Here is a 17,172-nt window from a genome sequence, read left to right on the forward strand (position 1 = left end):
GTTGGTTTTTGAAAAAACTCCTTTAAGGGATAACACTTAAAGGAGTTTGATTATGATTAGTACCCCGGGTTCTGAGGTTGTAGGTTCGGGTTTCTCGCCAGTTCGTCCGCAAGTATTGGGAACAGGTAGTCCCTGCCGGGGTCGAAATTTTCTTTCACCCCTTCTAGACCTGATGCTCCGAACACTTCTGCGCCCAGTTGTCTTCTGGCGATATCGTACCATCTCTTGTACTCGAAGGCAAGTTCCCATTTACGTTCTTCCAGGACCATGTCCCTGAAGTCTCCCTGGGACATTCCTCCCGTCACGTCCGCAGGGAAGGCGGAACCGTTGCCTGCCCTTGCCCTTGCGCGTACCCTGTTCACATAACCCGCCGCCTCTGCGGAACCCGGGCTTGTCTCGTTGAGTGCCTCTGCGGCAATTAACAAAACTTCTGCGTAACGCATCATCATGTAGTTCTGCTGCGACCCTCTACCGTTACCGGTGGAAGTAACTCCCGTACCACGGGTATATTTTGCGATGTGCGGTCTGTTCACCGCTCTTCCGGCACCACTTTCCTTGAATACGGTAAAGGGTTGTACCTCACCATCGAAAAGCCCGATGGTATCCAGGCTTACCGCTTTTCTATAATCCCTTCCGTCCCAGGAATCGTATACGCCCAAGGCCGGTACGCCTACGGACCAACCGCCTCCAAGTCCGTACTGTTGGTCGTCCCTGATACCCGTAAGGGCAGCTTGGTAGTCCCTACCATCGTCACCGTTACTGGCACCGATAAAATCCAGCACGAAGATAGGTTCGCTGGAACCGTCTATTTTGGTAGCGTCGAACAGGTCCTGAAAATCGGTTTCCAGACCTAGACCGTAGGCCCCTTCGTTGTCTATGACCCCTTTAGCCTCCGTATAGGCATTGCCGTACTCGCCCATTGTCAAGTATACGAGGGCCAAGTAGGAATGCGCTGCGGATTTTGCAGGGATGGATCTTGCCGGTTGCGTATCGGGCAACCATAGTTTAGCGAATTCCAGATCCGAAATGATATTGGCGTAGACCTCTGCAGCGGGGGTTTTGCTGATGCTGCTTGCGGCCGCCAGGTCCGTTACCGTTTCAGCAATGTAAGGGATATCCCCGAACTGCCTTACCAAATGAAAGTAGGCGAAGGCCCTTGCAAAGTACGCCTGGGCCGTAATCGGGTTTTTAATTGCTTCGTCCACATCTACGTCATCGGCACCCGCTATGGCCTGGTTGGCAGCGGCAATAATTTGGTAGACCCGTAACCAATATCCATCGATCATACCGTTATCCGCTTGCACGGTAAAAATATCATGGTCTATTCTTCGCTGTGAGGTGGTAGGGTCACCGAAAGCGACCATATCACTTCGTAACATAAGGGTCAAGGACATTTTCCTTCCCCAAAAATCTTCATGGGTCATGTGGCCAAAGGCTGCGTTGGCCGCGGTCTGGATATCATTGGTGGATTGGAAAAAACCGTCCGGGGCCAATAGTCCTACCGGTTCTTCCTCCAGGTCGGAGCATCCCATGATGGCCAATGCGATAAATGCGAATAAAAATTTACAAGTTTTCATACTAATTTTTTTTTGTTTTTAAAATTTCAAATTGACACTAAAGTTAACAGATCTTACGGTCGGATAGTTACCAAAATCGAAACCGTTCGTTGTGTTGCTCGCCGAACTGTCCTGTCCGACTACACCATAACTCACTTCGGGATCCAATCCGGAGTAGTTCGTAAAGGTCAACAGGTTCTGTCCGCTGATGGAGAACCTAACGTTGTCCATACCTATTCTATCCGTTACCTCCTGGGGCAGGTTGTAGCCTAGGGCAAGGTTCTTCAATCGCAGGTAGCTGCCGTCCTCTACGAAACGAGAGGTTATCTGCTTACCTCTTAACCTAGCACGAGGTATATCGGTATCCGTATTGGTCGGTGTCCAAGAATCGAGAATGGCCGTAGTTGCGTTGGAATCCCCGTTGAACAACTGCACATTGGTAAGGTTCATGACATCCCCGCCGAAGGACCCTTGGAAAAAGATGTTCAGGTCAAAGTTTTTATAGGAGAAGTTATTGGTGATACCCATGGTCCAGTCCGGGTTTGGATCCCCGATTATAGTTTGGTCGTCCGTGGTGATATCGCCGCTACCGTCCAGGTCGGCGAACAATTGGTCCCCGACATCACTACCGGCAAGTAGCGCCGTACCTTCCGGCAATGCACCTCCTTGGTAAACTCCTTTATAGTCGAAGCCCCAGAAAACACCTACCGCTTCGCCTTCCCTTAGCACGTGTGTACGTGGCACGTTGAAATAGCCCGGGGAGGCATCTTGGAAGATATCCTCACCGTTCAACAAGGTCACGAATTCGTTCCTGTTCCTGGACCAGTTGAAATCGGTCGTCCAACTGAAATTATCGTTACTGATGTTCCTTGTGTTCAAGGTGACCTCGAATCCTTTGTTGTTGACCTCCCCCACATTTCTTAGACTGGCCGCGGTAAGGAAACCTAAGAACTGTGGTTGGCTCGTATCCTCGATGATAAGGTCCTTGGTATCTATGTTATAGTAATCCAAGGAAAGGGAGACCCTGTTGTTGAAGAGCCCCAGGTCCAGACCTAGGTTCGTCTGGAAGGACGATTCCCATTTCAGGTCGGGGTTCGCAACTTGGTTGGGCGTTACGTTGATTACCGTAGTACCGTTGATAGGGGTGAACACCGAACCGAAACTGGCCAGGGACTGATAAGCTGCGATCGCTTGGTTACCGGTCACACCGTAACTGGCCCTTAGTTTCAAGTTGGATATGGTCTTGTGGTCCTTCAAAAAATTCTCGTTGGACACTTTCCAGCCCAATGCACCGGAAGGGAAGATGGCATACTTTTCGTTTTCCGCAAAGTTGGACGCACCGTCCCTTCTTACTGTTGCCGTAATCAAGTACTTATCGTCATAATCGTAGTTCAACCTACCGAACTGCGACTGTATCTCCGTTTCCGAGAAGGAGGAAGTAGGGATCAGCTGAACGGCACCCGACTGTAGGTTGAAATAGGAAAAGGAATCAGAGGTGAATCCCGAAGCACCTGCGGAAAACCGTTCCGTCGATGTTTTCTGATAGGAGTAGCCCGCCAAAAGGTTCAGGTTACCTTTACCTATCTCCTTGTTGTAGGTGAGATAGTTCTCGCTCAACAGGCTTGTTCTTTTAAAGTTCTGTACCGTAGCCCTACCTCCGGTACCCGCTCCGGCGGTCACCACTAAAGTGGATGGTCTGAAAACACCCTCCGTACCGTTGGCGGTACTAAGACCGAAGGTTGTTTTGAAACTAAGGTTTTTGACAATATCGTAATCGGCGTATAGGTTGGCCCTGTAATTATCCGTCTTGGTCTCGTTCACACCTTCCGTTGCGACCGCAAAAGGGTTGTCCACGTTATCGCCCACGGAGTTGATCGTGTTCACGCCGTTCGCGTCCTGTACCGGTTGGTCCGGCGCGAACCTGAAGAGTAGGGAAATTACATCGTCACCACCTCCGTTGGCCGTTTCACCGGTCGATTGTGTGGGGACACCGTCCTTGGAGCCCCTGCTCCCGAAAAGGTTGAACCCAAGTTTTAGCTTGTCCGTTACCTGCGCGTCGATATTCGATAAAAAGGATACGCGCTCGAATTCTGAATTAACCACGACACCTTCTTGCTTAAAGTAAGTGGCGGAAGCATAGAAGTTCACTTTATCGGTACCTCCCGAAAACGCGAACTGATGGTTCTGTGTACTTCCCGACCTATACAATAGGTCCTGCCAGTCCGTATTGGCCGATCCTTGGGTATAACCGGGATTTATCGCTTGTTGGTAGGTGGCGAACTGGTCCGCGTTCAACAGGTCCAGCTCGTTGGCCGTGTTCTGTATCGAATAGTTGGTATTGAACTCCACGGACAATTTACCCTTTCTACCCTTCTTAGTGGTAACAAGTACCACACCGTTGGAACCTCTGGAACCGTATATCGCGGTTGCCGAAGCATCTTTCAGTATCTCGATCGATTCGATGTCGTTGGGCTGGGGGAACGTGGCACCAACGAAACCGTCCACTACGATCAGTGGAGCACTGCTCGCGTTGATCGAGGTGTTTCCCCTTATCTGGATATTGATGGGTGCACCGGGCTCCCCACCATTGTTGGACTGTACCACCACACCGGCGGCACGGCCCTGGATCGCCTGCGCCGCGTCAAGGACCGGAAAGGCGTTCAGCTCTTCGGATTTTACCGAGGATACCGAACCGGTGATGTCGCTCTTTTTACGGGAACCGTAACCTACCACGACCACCTCGTCCAATTGGGCGGAGTCCTCGGCAAGGGTAACGTCGATCCTGGACTGTCCCGTGACCGTTCTGGTGACCGTCGTAAAACCCAAGGAGGAGAATTCCAGTACATCACCTTCCTTGGCCATGATGCTAAAATTACCATCGAAATCCGTAGAGGTTCCAGTGGTGGTACCGGATATGACAACGTTGGCCCCGGGGACCGGAACATTGGAATCGTCCGTTACGGTACCGGATACCGTATAACTTGATTGCGCAAAGCCAATCGAACTTATCAGTAAAAAGGAAAAGAACAATAGTGATCCTAACCATTTATTTTTTTGTTGTTTGAACATAGGGTATGAATTTTGAGTTAGTTTGATTACTTGTTAAATTGAAATACCACGAAATCAAAAAAATAGTTCACTATTGTTGAAACAGAATTCCGAACTATTTAATCCCTTCCGGCATGACCCAAAATTAAAAGAATGTACATTATCAGAAATACAGAAATAGGGGTAGAATAATCCCAAAACCCTCTTTTAAGCCCTATAAAATCGAAGAATTAATTTAAATCAAAGAATTTTTCTGAGAATTTTTCAATATAGGCTGTTGGACTTAAACCGAATTTTTTATGAAAGCATTTACTGAAGTACTTAGGGTTTTTAAACCCTACTTGGTATCCAACTTCGGAGATATTAAGATTTCCATGTTCTAATAATTGAGCAGCACGTTTCATCCTAATTTCCTGAATAAAATCATTTGGGGTAAAGTTAGTCCAAGCCTTAATCTTAGTAAACAATAAAGTTCTGCTTACTCCAAGTTCCGTGCTAAAAGTGATGATATCAAATTGATCATTTGATATGTTATCTTCAACAATCTGTAAGGCCTTCTTCAGCAATTGCTCATCTATTGACGAGATTACGATTTCATTTGGAGTGAAACTTTGCTCATCCCCAAATTTTGTACGCAGTCGCTTGTTCGAATCTATTAAATTCTTGATGCGTAGTTTAAACTCCTTCACATTAAAAGGCTTGCTAATATAATCGTCAGCACCACTTTCTAGACCTTCAAACTTATATAAGAGCGAAGTTCTTGATGTAAGTAGTATTACAGGAATATGACTGGTCTTGATGTTTTCCTTAATCCTGGCACACAGCTCAGTTCCGACCATAATAGGCATTATTACGTCAGAAACAATTAGCGTTGGAACATATTTCACTGCTTTTTTTAAGGCCTCCTTACCATTTCCTGCTTCAATTACATTGTAAGTGTCCTTTAAAATATCTTTAATGAAATTTCGTAAGGGTACATTATCTTCTACGATAAGAACAAGGTCTCGCTCCTTGTCAATTGCGAGCTGTTCTGAGCTTAAGAACATATCTGTTGATGGGGTTTTGGCTAATTGTGAAGTATACAGTTCTACATCATCACTAAACTTAAAATCCGTTATAATTTCATCTTCGCTGATATGCTCCTTCCCTAATTTTAGCGCTACTCTAAACGTACTTCCTGTTTTTGAATTACTTAGTACGGAAATTTCTCCTTTATGCAAATCCACAATACTTTTTGCAATAGAGAGTCCTATACCCGTTCCTGTATTTTGAGAAGTATCCCCTTTTACATAATCGGGAATTTCAAAAAATCGTTCAAAAACCTTATCCTCATATTTTGCCGGAATCCCAGGTCCGGAATCAATGACGTCTATGACAGCCTGATTATTATAATTTCTTACCCTTATCGTTATTTCACCACCTTCCGGAGTATATTTAAAGGCGTTAGAAATTAAATTGTAGAAAACTTGTTCTAATTTAGGACGATCATAATACACCAATACTTCCTCTTCATCGGTCACAAAGTTGTATTCATAATTATTACCCTTGGCAAATTCTGAAAAGGACAGAAAAATTTCTTTCAAAAATTTTATCAAATTTCCTTCTGCTGATTCAAGCATGTACTTCTTATGTTCCAATTTTCTGAAATCCATGAGCCTATTAATGAGCTGTAGCAGATGATTGGCATTACTTTCGATAACCAGTAATTTTTTATAAACCACACTACTACCCTTATAATCTGCCAGTAATTGCTGTAACGGACCGGTGATTAAAGTTAAGGGCGTTCTAAATTCATGGGAGACATTTGTGAAAAATCTTAGTTTTGCATCATTAATATCCCGATTTCTTTCATTTTCTAAATGTTCTAGTTGCAGCTTGTGCTTTAATTTTGTCCTTGAACGTATTATATCTATTAGACCGAATAATGCTCCTAATATGGCTAAAGTATATAATGCAAATGCCCATTTACTGAACCAAGGTGCAGGACGGACCACGATTTTTAAAGTAGTTGGTTCCGTATTCCATAATTTATCGTTGTTTGCCCCCTTGACTTCAAAAATATAATTTCCTGGTTTTTGAATAGTATAATTTGCGCTGGTTTGATCTGTCAACGTCCAGTTCTCTTCCAACCCTACCATGCGATATTGATATTGATTACCATCTGGGTTGATGAAATTGGGCATGGTAAAATCAATGGAAAAATTGGCATTGTCATAGTCAAGCGCTATCTCCTTCGTAAAGGGCATACTTCGGGATAAAACCTCATTTTCATCGCCCACCAAGACAGATTCATTCTTCACTTTAAGATCTGTGAGTATAACTTGAGGATTAAAATCATTACGAACAATAGCCCTAGAATCAAAAAACGAAACTCCTTCTGGACCCCCAAAATATAATCTTGAACTTCCTTGCTTAAGGGCTGCTCCGCTGCTAAATTCATTTCCCACCAAACCATCTCGTTCCGTATATACTACAAAAGAGTCATCAGTTACATTATATTTTAAAAGACCTTGATTACTGCTCATCCAAAGTTTATTACGCTCATCTTCCAGAATAGCATATATAGAGGTTATTTGCCGGGTTGTCCTTATAGGTACTTGGTTAAATGTTTTACCATCAAAGCGAAATAGACCTTTTGCTCTGATACCTACCCATATAGTACCTCTTGCGTCTTGGAAAATTGTTAATATATCATCACCAGAACCCGTTTCACTATCATAGAAAAACCTTGTGCTTCGCTTTTCTGAGTAACCACCATTGGCGTATGTTAATAGATTAAGACCTCCTTGGGTACCTACCCAGACATTAGAACTTTTATCCACCATTAAACTTCTAATCCTGTTACTGGACAGACCTTTTGACTCTGCTTTATGACTATCAAAAATCACATAGGTTCTTTTCTCAGTATCATAATTTATAAGTCCTTGACCAAATGTACCGAACCAAATATCATTATGAATTCCCTTTTTTATCGTGTAAGTGCCTGATTCGCTTAACAAAGTATTCAATTCTTCGGTTAAAAGATTTGTCACAAAACGATTGCTAGCTATATCATATGTTTTAACCCCTTTATTAAAAGTACCAATCCATAGTTTTTGATTATCAATAAGTAATGATTTAATATTGTTGCTCCCTAAGACTTTATTGTTTTCAGTGTTGATGTAACGCACATCATTTATCCTCTTACTGAAAATAGTTAGTCCGCCACCTTCGGTCCCCAAATACAGGTTACCCTCCGCATCATCGACGATAGAACTAACCACCTTATGTCCCAATCGTTTTATACCTGAAGACTCTTTGAAATTTAGAAAATTAGTATTGGAAGCGTCCCATATATCAACACCCCCATAGTACGAGCCTACCCAAATAGATCCCTTTTTATCCTTGAAAATAGATTTCACGTAATTATGACTTAAACTATTTTCTTCATTGGGCTCGTACTTTATAGTTCTTACGAGACCATCATTATTATTAATAAGGTGAACTCCATCCGAACTACCGACCCATAGCATTCCGTTACCTACGGCAGCTACAGCCCTGACATCCTCATCCATATTAATAATATCCCTGGGAAGAAAACGTTCAGAAATTAAATCGAACTTAAAAAGACCCTTATTTTTTGTTCCAACACAAAGCGTATTCTCATCGCAGACCGTTATTGTTTGAACAAAAAGATCTTTCTCAATATCCTTGGGGCTATAGGTTTTGAACACAAATTTATTGTCATTGGAGACCACTTTGCAAAACCCTTTTGAAGTGCCAATCCAAATTGTTCCGTTATTCGCCTGTTCAATGCTTAAAATATAATCTGATGGCAAGGAATTGATAAGGTCATTTGCATTCTCGTAAATATTTGTAAAACTATTATTGGATTTGTTAAGCACGGAAAGTCCGTTAGAAGTTCCTAGCCAAATCTCACCATTAGAGACTTCTTCAATATCCCAAATAGTGTTATTACTTAAAGAAGTTTTTTCATTAAAATGATAGTATCGTTCAAAGGAATCATGAATTGGGTCATACTTGTTCAATCCGTTATAGGTGCCAATCCATATATTACCGTCCGTATCTTGTTTTATTGATAGTATATCACTGTTACTAATTGAAGTACTATCGCCACCTATAGTCCTAAAGACTCTAAAGCCAGTACCATCGTAAAGGTTTAGTCCGTCTCGAGTTCCTAGCCACATCCTACCCAGATTATCCTGTTCAATGGAAATAACAGAACTTTGAGAAAGTCCATCCGAAGTATTCAGGTGTTTGAATTGATACGTACTGGGTGCGCTTTGCCCAAAACTTAAAATCCAATTAAGCATTAAAAATACGACCAACCTGATTTTCATAAATCGAAAAAAATACCTTTTAAAATTGTAATGGTCCATCTATAAAGATAATACAAATGTACCAGCCTTATGCTTACCTTTCTTTAAACTGATAATCCTACGAAGAAGAAATAATTTCTTTTCTTTCAACAAATATTCTCAAATAATTTTAGGAACAAGATACTACAGGATACGTATAATTGAGGTATGAAGTAGTTTTAGAACTTATGAAACGGACTTATTTACCCCTTATTTGCACTATTGTTTAGGTATGTCATTAGTTCTTTTAAATTAAAAGCTTGAAATTTGAGTAAACGGCGATTATTACTACATTTCCGCCAACTAGTTTTAAAATAACACTTAAGAATGAAGAAAAAAGTAGTTGTACTAACAGGAGCCGGTGGTGTTCTTTGTAGTACTTTGGCACTGGCCCTAGCAAAGGAAGGTCATAAAATAGCAGTATTGGATTTAAAGAAAGAAGCTGCAACAAATGTCGCAGATGAAATAAACAACAATGGAGGAAAAGCGATAGGCGTGGTAGCCAATGTTTTGGAAAAAGAGTCACTCACGGCTGCTAAAAAGGAAATAAATTCGGAATTAGGTCCTTGCGATATTCTAGTGAACGGTGCCGGTGGCAATCATCCTTTGGGTACTACCAGTAATCCATACTTGGAACAAGAGGATTTGGAAAACACAACGGAAGGGTTTAAAACCTTTTTTGATCTGGACAGTTCCGGAATACAGTTTACGTTTAACCTTAATTTTATAGGGACCTTATTGCCCACTCAAATATTTGCTCAAGATATGGTAGGTAGAGACGGATGTAGCATTTTAAATATATCCTCTATGAACGCCTTTACGCCATTGACAAAAATTCCTGCCTATAGTGGAGCAAAAGCGGCCGTTTCTAATTTTACCCAGTGGCTCGCTGTTCATTTTTCAAAAGTAGGCATACGCGTTAATGCGTTAGCGCCAGGTTTTTTCTTAACCGACCAAAATAGGGCTTTATTAACCGAAGGTGATGGCTCGTTAACACCAAGAGGAAATACAATCATTGGACAAACACCGATGGGACGTTTTGGAACCCCGGAAGATCTTGTTGGAACAACTTTGTGGCTATGTGGAGAAGGCGCAGCGTTTGTTACCGGAGTCGTAGTACCAGTAGATGGAGGTTTTAGCGCATTTAGCGGAGTTTAACTAATAAACCAAAGTAATTAATGTACAATAGAAGCGTCATTGTTATTCTGTCCCTATTAACACTAGGCATAGGTACCTATGCGCAAACCGAAAAACCTAAGAATATTCTTCTTATTTGTGTTGATGACCTACGTCCAGAGTTAGCCTCTTTTGGGCAAGAGTATATTCATTCTCCAAACATTGACAAACTCGCACAAAAAGGACGTGCGTTTATGAATCATTACGTAAATGCACCTAGCTGTGGCCCTTCTCGATACACCCTGTTGACCGGGACTTACGGACCCTCTAGGAACGATGCGCTTTTTCAACGGGCTGAAAAAATTTCAAAGGAAACCAAGAACACGCATCCGTCAATGCCGGAATGGTTTAGAAGCCACGGATACAGAACAGTTTCCATAGGTAAAGTATCCCATCACCCGGGTGGCTTGGGAGGTAAAAACTGGAACGATAAGAACACTATTGAAATGCCCGGTGCATGGGATAGTAGTCTTATGCCCGTTGGGCCGTGGAAACATCCCCGCGGTGCCATGCACGGATTAAAGAATGGCACTATCCGTAGCAAAGAAAAAGGTACGATGCCCGTATACGAGTCCGCAAATAACTTTGGCGACAGCTATCCGGACGACCTTATTACAGAAAAAGCACTTGCTGAGTTGGAAAGCTTAGCCTCGAACCCCGACCATCCGTTTTTTCTAGCGGTAGGTATTATAAAGCCACATTTACCTTTTGGGGTTCCTCAAAAATATTTAGATCGCTATGATACTATTTCAATTCCCAAAAACCCCTATCCCAATAAACCAGATGGTAAAAGTACTTGGCATCCATCTAACGAGATAAGACGTTATGATTTCTTTGGAAAGGAACTTGAACTTGGTTCTGAACTGGATTTGGAACTTAAAAAATATTATGCCGCCTGCGTAAGTTATGTCGACGAACAAGTTGGCCAAATCCTTAGAAAGTTAAAGACAACAGGTGCAGACAAGAATACTGTGATAGTCCTTTGGGGAGACCATGGATGGAATTTAGGAGAGCATGGCATTTGGGGTAAACACAATCTTTTTGATGTAGCCTTAAAATCTCCTTTAATCATCACCACCCCACAAATGAAAAATCCTGGGGCAAAAGCCAAAGGTATTGTAGAAACCTTGGATATCTTTCCTACCTTATGTGACCTAACAGGAATTGTTAAAACAGCACATGCCACTGGTAAATCTTTAGTACCTATGTTGGAAAATGCCAATAACCCGGGGCACTCGGCCGTATCGTACTGGAAAAAAGCCAAAACTATTCGCGTGCCCGATTATAGACTTATAGTACACGATGATAACTTTGCGGAACTTTACAACTATGAATCCATTGAAAAAGAAAATTTAAATATTGCAGAAAGCCATAGGGATAAAGTAAATGAATTGAAACGAATCCTTAAGTTAAAATTGAATAGCAAATTACATGATTAAAAAAAATATAAAATGAATTTGTCATTAGAACAAACATGGAGATGGTATGGACCTAATGACCCTGTTTCACTAGCGGATATTAGGCAAGCGGGCGCTACAGGAATAGTATCTGCCTTACACCATATACCTAACGGAGAAGTTTGGCCCATTTCAGAAATTAAAAAAAGGAAAAATATGATTGAAGCAGCTGGCTTAAAATGGTCTGTTGTGGAGAGTGTGCCTATACATGAAGCTATTAAAACACAAGCTGATGGCTATCTATCATATATCGAAAATTATAAGCAAACGCTTTCAAATTTAGGTGATTGTGGTATTGATATCGTTTGTTACAACTTTATGCCCGTGCTAGATTGGACACGAACCAATCTAGACTATGTCATAGAAGATGGTTCTACCGCCCTACGATTTGAGGCTGCCGCTTTTGCAGCATTTGAGTTGTTCCTATTAAAAAGACCTGGTGCTGAAACCGCATATTCAGAAACTCAAAAAGCGAAAGCAGAGGCCTATTTTAAAGGCTTGGATGATGCTGAAAAACAAAAACTTTCCAACAATATCATTGCAGGACTACCTGGAGCAGAGGAAGGTTATTCCTTAGAGGAATTTAATACCATCTTGGCCACATATGATACCATCGATGCACCTAAACTTAAAAAGCATTTATTTGAATTCTTAGCGCATATTATCCCTATTGCCGAAAAAGCGGGGGTACTCATGTGCATTCATCCAGATGATCCACCTTATCCTATTCTTGGTTTACCGAGAGTGGTCAGCACCGAACAAGATATCCTTGACATTTATAATGCAGTAGACAGTCCAAACAATGGACTAACATTTTGCACGGGTTCCTTTGGTGTAAGAGATGACAATGATTTAGCTAGGATGGTCAACCGACTGGGAAATCGCATTCACTTTATCCATTTACGAAGTACACAGCGCGATGCCGAAGGTAATTTTCATGAAGCTAACCATTTAGAAGGCGATGTGGACATGTACAGCGTAATGAAAGCTTTGGTACTAGAACAGGAAAAAAGAAAAAAGTTAGGTCGCAAGGATATTCGTATGCCCATGCGGCCAGACCACGGTCATAAGATGCTAGATGATTTACGTAAGAAAACGAATCCGGGCTACTCTGGAATTGGAAGATTGCGAGGTCTTGCAGAATTGCGCGGGCTTGAAGTTGGAATAAGAAAGTCAATTAACTTGGCATGAATTCACGAATGATTAAAATGAAATAATCCTAACATTTCGAGGCAAGCCTCAAAACATATAAATCTTGATTATCGAGTCAATACTTAATTAAAAAATAAAATAAAATGTCCGTATCCTACGAAACACGATATGCCTCCAGTCCGGAAGCCGTTAAAAAATATGACACTACCGAATTAAGAAATGAATTCTTAATTGATAATCTCATGCAAAAAGGTAAAATTAATCTTACCTATACACACTATGACCGTTACATTGCAGGTTCCGCGGTTCCAGATAGCCCTTTAAAATTGGAAGCCATAGACCCTTTAAAAGCAGGTTTTTTTCTGGAAAGAAGAGAGCTCGGAATTATCAATGTTGGTGATTCAGGGACAGTAGACGTAGATGGAACCACCTATAACTTAGCACATAAAGATGCTTTATACATAGGTAGTGGCGCTAAAGAGGTTATCTTTAAAAGTGATGACCCTGAAACGCCAGCCAAGTTCTATTTAAACTCTGCACCGGCACATACCTCCTATCCTACTAAAAAAGTTAGCCTCGCGGAGGCAAATAAGCTACAGTTGGGTTCTTTAGAAACCGCAAACCACCGAACGGTTAGCCAGATGATCATTGGTGGTGTAGTTACCACATGTCAACTACAGATGGGTATGACAGAACTTAAGACTGGTAGTGTATGGAATACCATGCCTGCCCATGTTCACGATAGAAGAATGGAAGTCTACTTCTATCTAGATGTACCTGAAGGACAATCGGTTTGTCATTTTATGGGACAACCCCAAGAAACAAGACATATCTGGATGCAGAATCATGAGGCGGTAATTTCCCCACCATGGTCTATCCACTGTGGTTCAGGAACCTCTAACTACACCTTTATTTGGGGTATGGCTGGCGAAAATCTGGATTATGGCGATATGGATGTTGCCAAAATAACTGACTTAAGATAATACTATGAGTATAGAACTTTTTAACCTTAGCGGAAAAATTGCTTTAGTTACTGGAAGTACGCACGGATTAGGAATGGCTATGGCCAAAGGACTTGGCAAAGCTGGAGCTACCATTGTAGTTAACGGGAATTCATCACAGCAGAAGATTGATGACGCCATTAAAATTTATGAAAGTGAAGGAATAAAAGCAGTAGGGTACAAATTCAACGTCACCAAAGAAGATGAAGTAATCGATGCTATTAGCGCCATACAAAGCGAAGTTGGTCTTATTGACATCTTAGTAAACAATGCCGGTATTATTAAACGAACACCATTGGAAGATATGGAAGTCGAAGATTTTAAAGCTGTTATCGATGTAGATTTGGTAAGTCCGTTTATCGTTTCTAAACATGTTGTAAAAGGTATGATTGCTCGTAAACAGGGAAAAATCATCAACATTTGCTCTATGATGAGCGAGTTGGGCAGAAACACCGTAGGTGCGTATGCCGCAGCCAAAGGCGGACTAAAAATGCTTACACAAAATATGGCAACGGAATGGGCAAAGCACAACATACAGACCAACGGTATTGGACCCGGTTATTTTGCTACCTCTCAAACTGCTCCTATCCGCGTAGACGGACATCCGTTCAATGAATTTATCATTAATAGAACACCAGCGGCAAAATGGGGAGACCCAGACGATTTAGCAGGAGCCGCAATTTTCTTAGGCTCTAGAGCCAGTGATTTTGTAAACGGCCATGTGGTCTATGTAGATGGCGGCATACTGGCAACCATAGGAAAACCATCCAACGAAAAATAAGTATCATGAAAACGACCAAGCTTTTTTTATCCATTTGTATCACCGCACTACTCTTTTCTTGTGAGGAGGCTAAAGAACCGCTACAGCAAATTGTTGTACAGAATACCTTGAACAGCGACCGGTCCTTTGAAACTGTTTCGGTTAAATTATCCGAAATAAAACAAGAGAACAAAACAGGTCGTGTTGTGTTATTGGATGCTGAAACAAAAGCTGAAATTATTTCTCAGCAAATAGATACTGATGGTGATGGCACTATGGATGAAATTTTATTTCAACCTTCGGTAGCCGCCAATAGTAAACAAGTATTCGAGGTAAGTTTTTCCGATAACATTGCTTTAGCTGACAGTATTCCGGCGTGTTACTCCAGATTTGTTCCAGAACGTACAGACGATTATGCATGGGAAAATAACCGGGTTGCCTTTAGAACTTATGGTCCTGTTGCGCAAAAAATGATTGAGGATGGTATCAAAGGAGGCACCTTATCCAGTGGTATCGATGCTTGGTTAAAACGAGTGGACTACCCGATTATCAATAAGTGGTATCATAAAGAGTTGAATACGGACGGAAGTTATCATAAGGATGATGGCGAAGGCTTGGACAATTTTCATGTTGGTATCAGCAGAGGTGTTGGCGGAATCGCTAAAAAGGTAGATACCAGTTATCATATTTCTAAAAATTTCATCTCATGGAAAACTTTAAGTACAGGTCCTATAAGAACTAGTTTTGTTCTGACCTATGCGGATTGGGATGCTGCAGGAACCGAACTATCAGAGGAGAAAATGATTTCCTTGGATTATGGTCAGAATTTATCTCGCTTTGAAATTACTCTAAAAGGGACAGATACCATATCCGCTGGATTAACATTACATAAAAAAGAAGGCCAAATCGGAGTCAATGAAAACCAAGGATGGATAAGTTATTGGGAACCACATTTTGATTCAGAACTAGGCATTGGCATCGTGGTTCCAGAAAATGGTATGGTAGGTCATGATCATTATGAAACGAGCAGAAAAGATGAAAGTAACCTTTTTGCTCATATTAAAGCTAAGGAAGGTAAAGCAGTTTACTATGCTGGTTTTAGCTGGAAAAAAAGCAACCAGTATAATTCCAAAGAGGAATGGGATACGTACTTGGCAACATTCTCAGAAAAGTTAAAAAATCCGTTGCAAGTCACCGTGAAATAATATCCAAATGAAACTAAAAAACAGTTTACTTCTTCTTCTAGTTACCGCATTTGTTATTTCTTGTGCAAAGACCGATGAAACCAAAACTATCAGATTAGGGCATGGTTTGGACGTGAGCCATAGTGTTCATAAGGCCATGGTTAAAATGGGTGAAGATTTAGCACAGCTCTCCGATGGAAAATTAAAATTAGAGATTTACCCTAGTCAACAACTGGGTACGGAGCGGCAATGTTTAGAATTGTTACAAATTGGCAGTTTGGACATGACCAAGGTATCAGTTGGTGTTCTAGAGAATTTTGCACCTAAAATGAAGGTGTTGGGCCTTCCGTTCCTGTTTCGGGATAGAGCACATTCTTTTGCGGTTTTAGACGGTCCCATAGGACAGCAACTCCTTAACGAAGGGGAACAATATTGGTTAAAAGGATTAGGGTATTACGATGCTGGCAGTCGTAGTTTTTATACAAAGGATAAACCTGTAACCACCCCAGAAGATTTAACCGGTCAAAAAATACGGGTTATGGAAAGTGTTACGGCAATGGACATGGTAAGCGGATTAGGCGGTTCTCCTACCCCAATTTCCTGGGGTGAGCTATATACAGCACTTCAACAAGGCGTAGTAGATGGTGCAGAAAATAATCCCCCTAGTTTTTACCTATCCAGGCATTACGAAGTTGCGAAATATTACACTTTAGATGAACACACCGTACTCCCAGATGTACTTTTAGCAGGAACTTATTTATGGGACAAATTGACCCCGCAGGAACAGGGCTGGTTAAAACAAGCCGTAGAAACATCGGTCGTATACCAACGTAAGCTTTGGCTAGAAGCTGAAAACGAAGCTTTGAAAGCTGTTCAAGAGGCAGGGGTAAAAATCATTAGACCAGACAAAACACTGTTTTCGGAAAAAATAAAAAACTCCTTTGACAAGTATAAAGAAGATAAAGAATTTTATCAGCTGATACAAAAAATACAGGCAACCAACTAAATAACCAAAGTATGCAATTACGAAAAACCATTGATAAAGTACTGGCAAATTTTCTGGTCATCATTATGGCTGTGATGGTGCTTAATGTGCTTTGGCAGGTAGCGAGTCGTTTTATTCTAGGTTCACCAAGTTCTTTTACAGATGAACTTGCTCGTTATCTAATGATTTGGGTAGGTATCCTAGGTGCTGCCTACATATCAGGCAGAAATATGCACGTGGCCATTGATGTTTTACCTACCAGATTAAGTCAGCCAACCCAAAAACGCTTAATGTTCATCGTACGTATCTTAATAATTCTGTTCTGTTTATTAGCCATGGTCATTGGTGGTTCCCGATTAGTATATATCACCTATGTATTGGGTCAAAATTCACCAGCCCTACAAGTACCCTTGGCAGTGGTGTACGCCGTTATTCCAATCAGTGGGTTACTAATAATTTATTATAAGATTTCAGACATACTTAAAAAACAATAAA

11 protein-coding genes are annotated in these 17,172 nt (G+C 41.5%); 8 read left to right on the forward strand and 3 right to left on the reverse strand.

Translation table 11 applies throughout. The annotated features are described in order from the left end of the window. Window positions 1-56: 56 nt before the first annotated feature. The 3 genes from SJY09_RS10845 to SJY09_RS10855 all read right to left on the reverse strand — a co-directional run bounded on the left by SJY09_RS10845 (window position 57) and on the right by SJY09_RS10855 (window position 8,944). Window positions 57-1,577 (reverse strand): RagB/SusD family nutrient uptake outer membrane protein, encoded by a 1,521-nt coding sequence (locus SJY09_RS10845; protein WP_396635738.1) that lies wholly within the window; start codon window positions 1,575-1,577, stop codon window positions 57-59. Window positions 1,578-1,595: 18 nt separating this feature from the next. Continuing rightward, window positions 1,596-4,625 carry a SusC/RagA family TonB-linked outer membrane protein gene (locus SJY09_RS10850; protein ID WP_396635739.1) on the reverse strand — a complete coding sequence of 1,010 codons (3,030 nt, stop codon included), beginning with the start codon at window positions 4,623-4,625 and terminating at the stop codon, window positions 1,596-1,598. Window positions 4,626-4,834: 209 nt separating this feature from the next. Then, entirely contained in the window at window positions 4,835-8,944 is a 4,110-nt protein-coding gene (locus SJY09_RS10855) for a two-component regulator propeller domain-containing protein (RefSeq protein ID WP_396635740.1), read from the reverse strand. 345 nt (window positions 8,945-9,289) lie between these two features. Here SJY09_RS10855 and SJY09_RS10860 point away from each other — a divergent pair, with 345 nt between their 5' ends. From SJY09_RS10860 to SJY09_RS10895, 8 genes are all read left to right on the forward strand, one after another. Then, window positions 9,290-10,120, forward strand: coding sequence for an SDR family oxidoreductase (locus tag SJY09_RS10860; RefSeq protein WP_396635741.1), 831 nt, complete (start codon window positions 9,290-9,292; stop codon window positions 10,118-10,120). Between the two features lie 20 nt (window positions 10,121-10,140). Then, window positions 10,141-11,577: a sulfatase gene (locus SJY09_RS10865; protein WP_396635742.1), complete on the forward strand. Its 1,437-nt coding sequence runs from the start codon at window positions 10,141-10,143 to the stop codon at window positions 11,575-11,577. A gap of 12 nt (window positions 11,578-11,589) precedes the next feature. Beyond that, on the forward strand, window positions 11,590-12,786 hold the full coding sequence (gene uxuA / locus SJY09_RS10870) for a mannonate dehydratase (RefSeq protein ID WP_396635743.1): 1,197 nt from the start codon (window positions 11,590-11,592) through the stop codon (window positions 12,784-12,786). 104 nt (window positions 12,787-12,890) lie between these two features. Continuing rightward, complete coding sequence (gene kduI, locus SJY09_RS10875; RefSeq protein WP_396635744.1) at window positions 12,891-13,730, forward strand: 5-dehydro-4-deoxy-D-glucuronate isomerase; 840 nt, start codon at window positions 12,891-12,893, stop codon at window positions 13,728-13,730. Between the two features lie 4 nt (window positions 13,731-13,734). Next, a complete protein-coding gene (locus SJY09_RS10880) occupies window positions 13,735-14,529 on the forward strand; it encodes a gluconate 5-dehydrogenase (RefSeq protein WP_396635745.1) in 795 nt (264 codons plus the stop codon). Between the two features lie 5 nt (window positions 14,530-14,534). Further along, complete coding sequence (locus SJY09_RS10885) at window positions 14,535-15,713, forward strand: DUF4861 domain-containing protein (protein WP_396635746.1); 1,179 nt, start codon at window positions 14,535-14,537, stop codon at window positions 15,711-15,713. A 7-nt stretch (window positions 15,714-15,720) separates the two neighbouring features. Next, entirely contained in the window at window positions 15,721-16,698 is a 978-nt protein-coding gene (locus SJY09_RS10890) for a TRAP transporter substrate-binding protein (RefSeq protein ID WP_396635747.1), read from the forward strand. A gap of 11 nt (window positions 16,699-16,709) precedes the next feature. After that, window positions 16,710-17,171 carry a TRAP transporter small permease gene (locus SJY09_RS10895; protein WP_396635748.1) on the forward strand — a complete coding sequence of 154 codons (462 nt, stop codon included), beginning with the start codon at window positions 16,710-16,712 and terminating at the stop codon, window positions 17,169-17,171. The last annotated feature ends 1 nt before the right edge of the window (window position 17,172 follow it).

The sequence above is a fragment of the Maribacter sp. R77961 genome (assembly GCF_044594925.1).
Taxonomy (GTDB): Bacteria; Bacteroidota; Bacteroidia; order Flavobacteriales; family Flavobacteriaceae; genus Maribacter.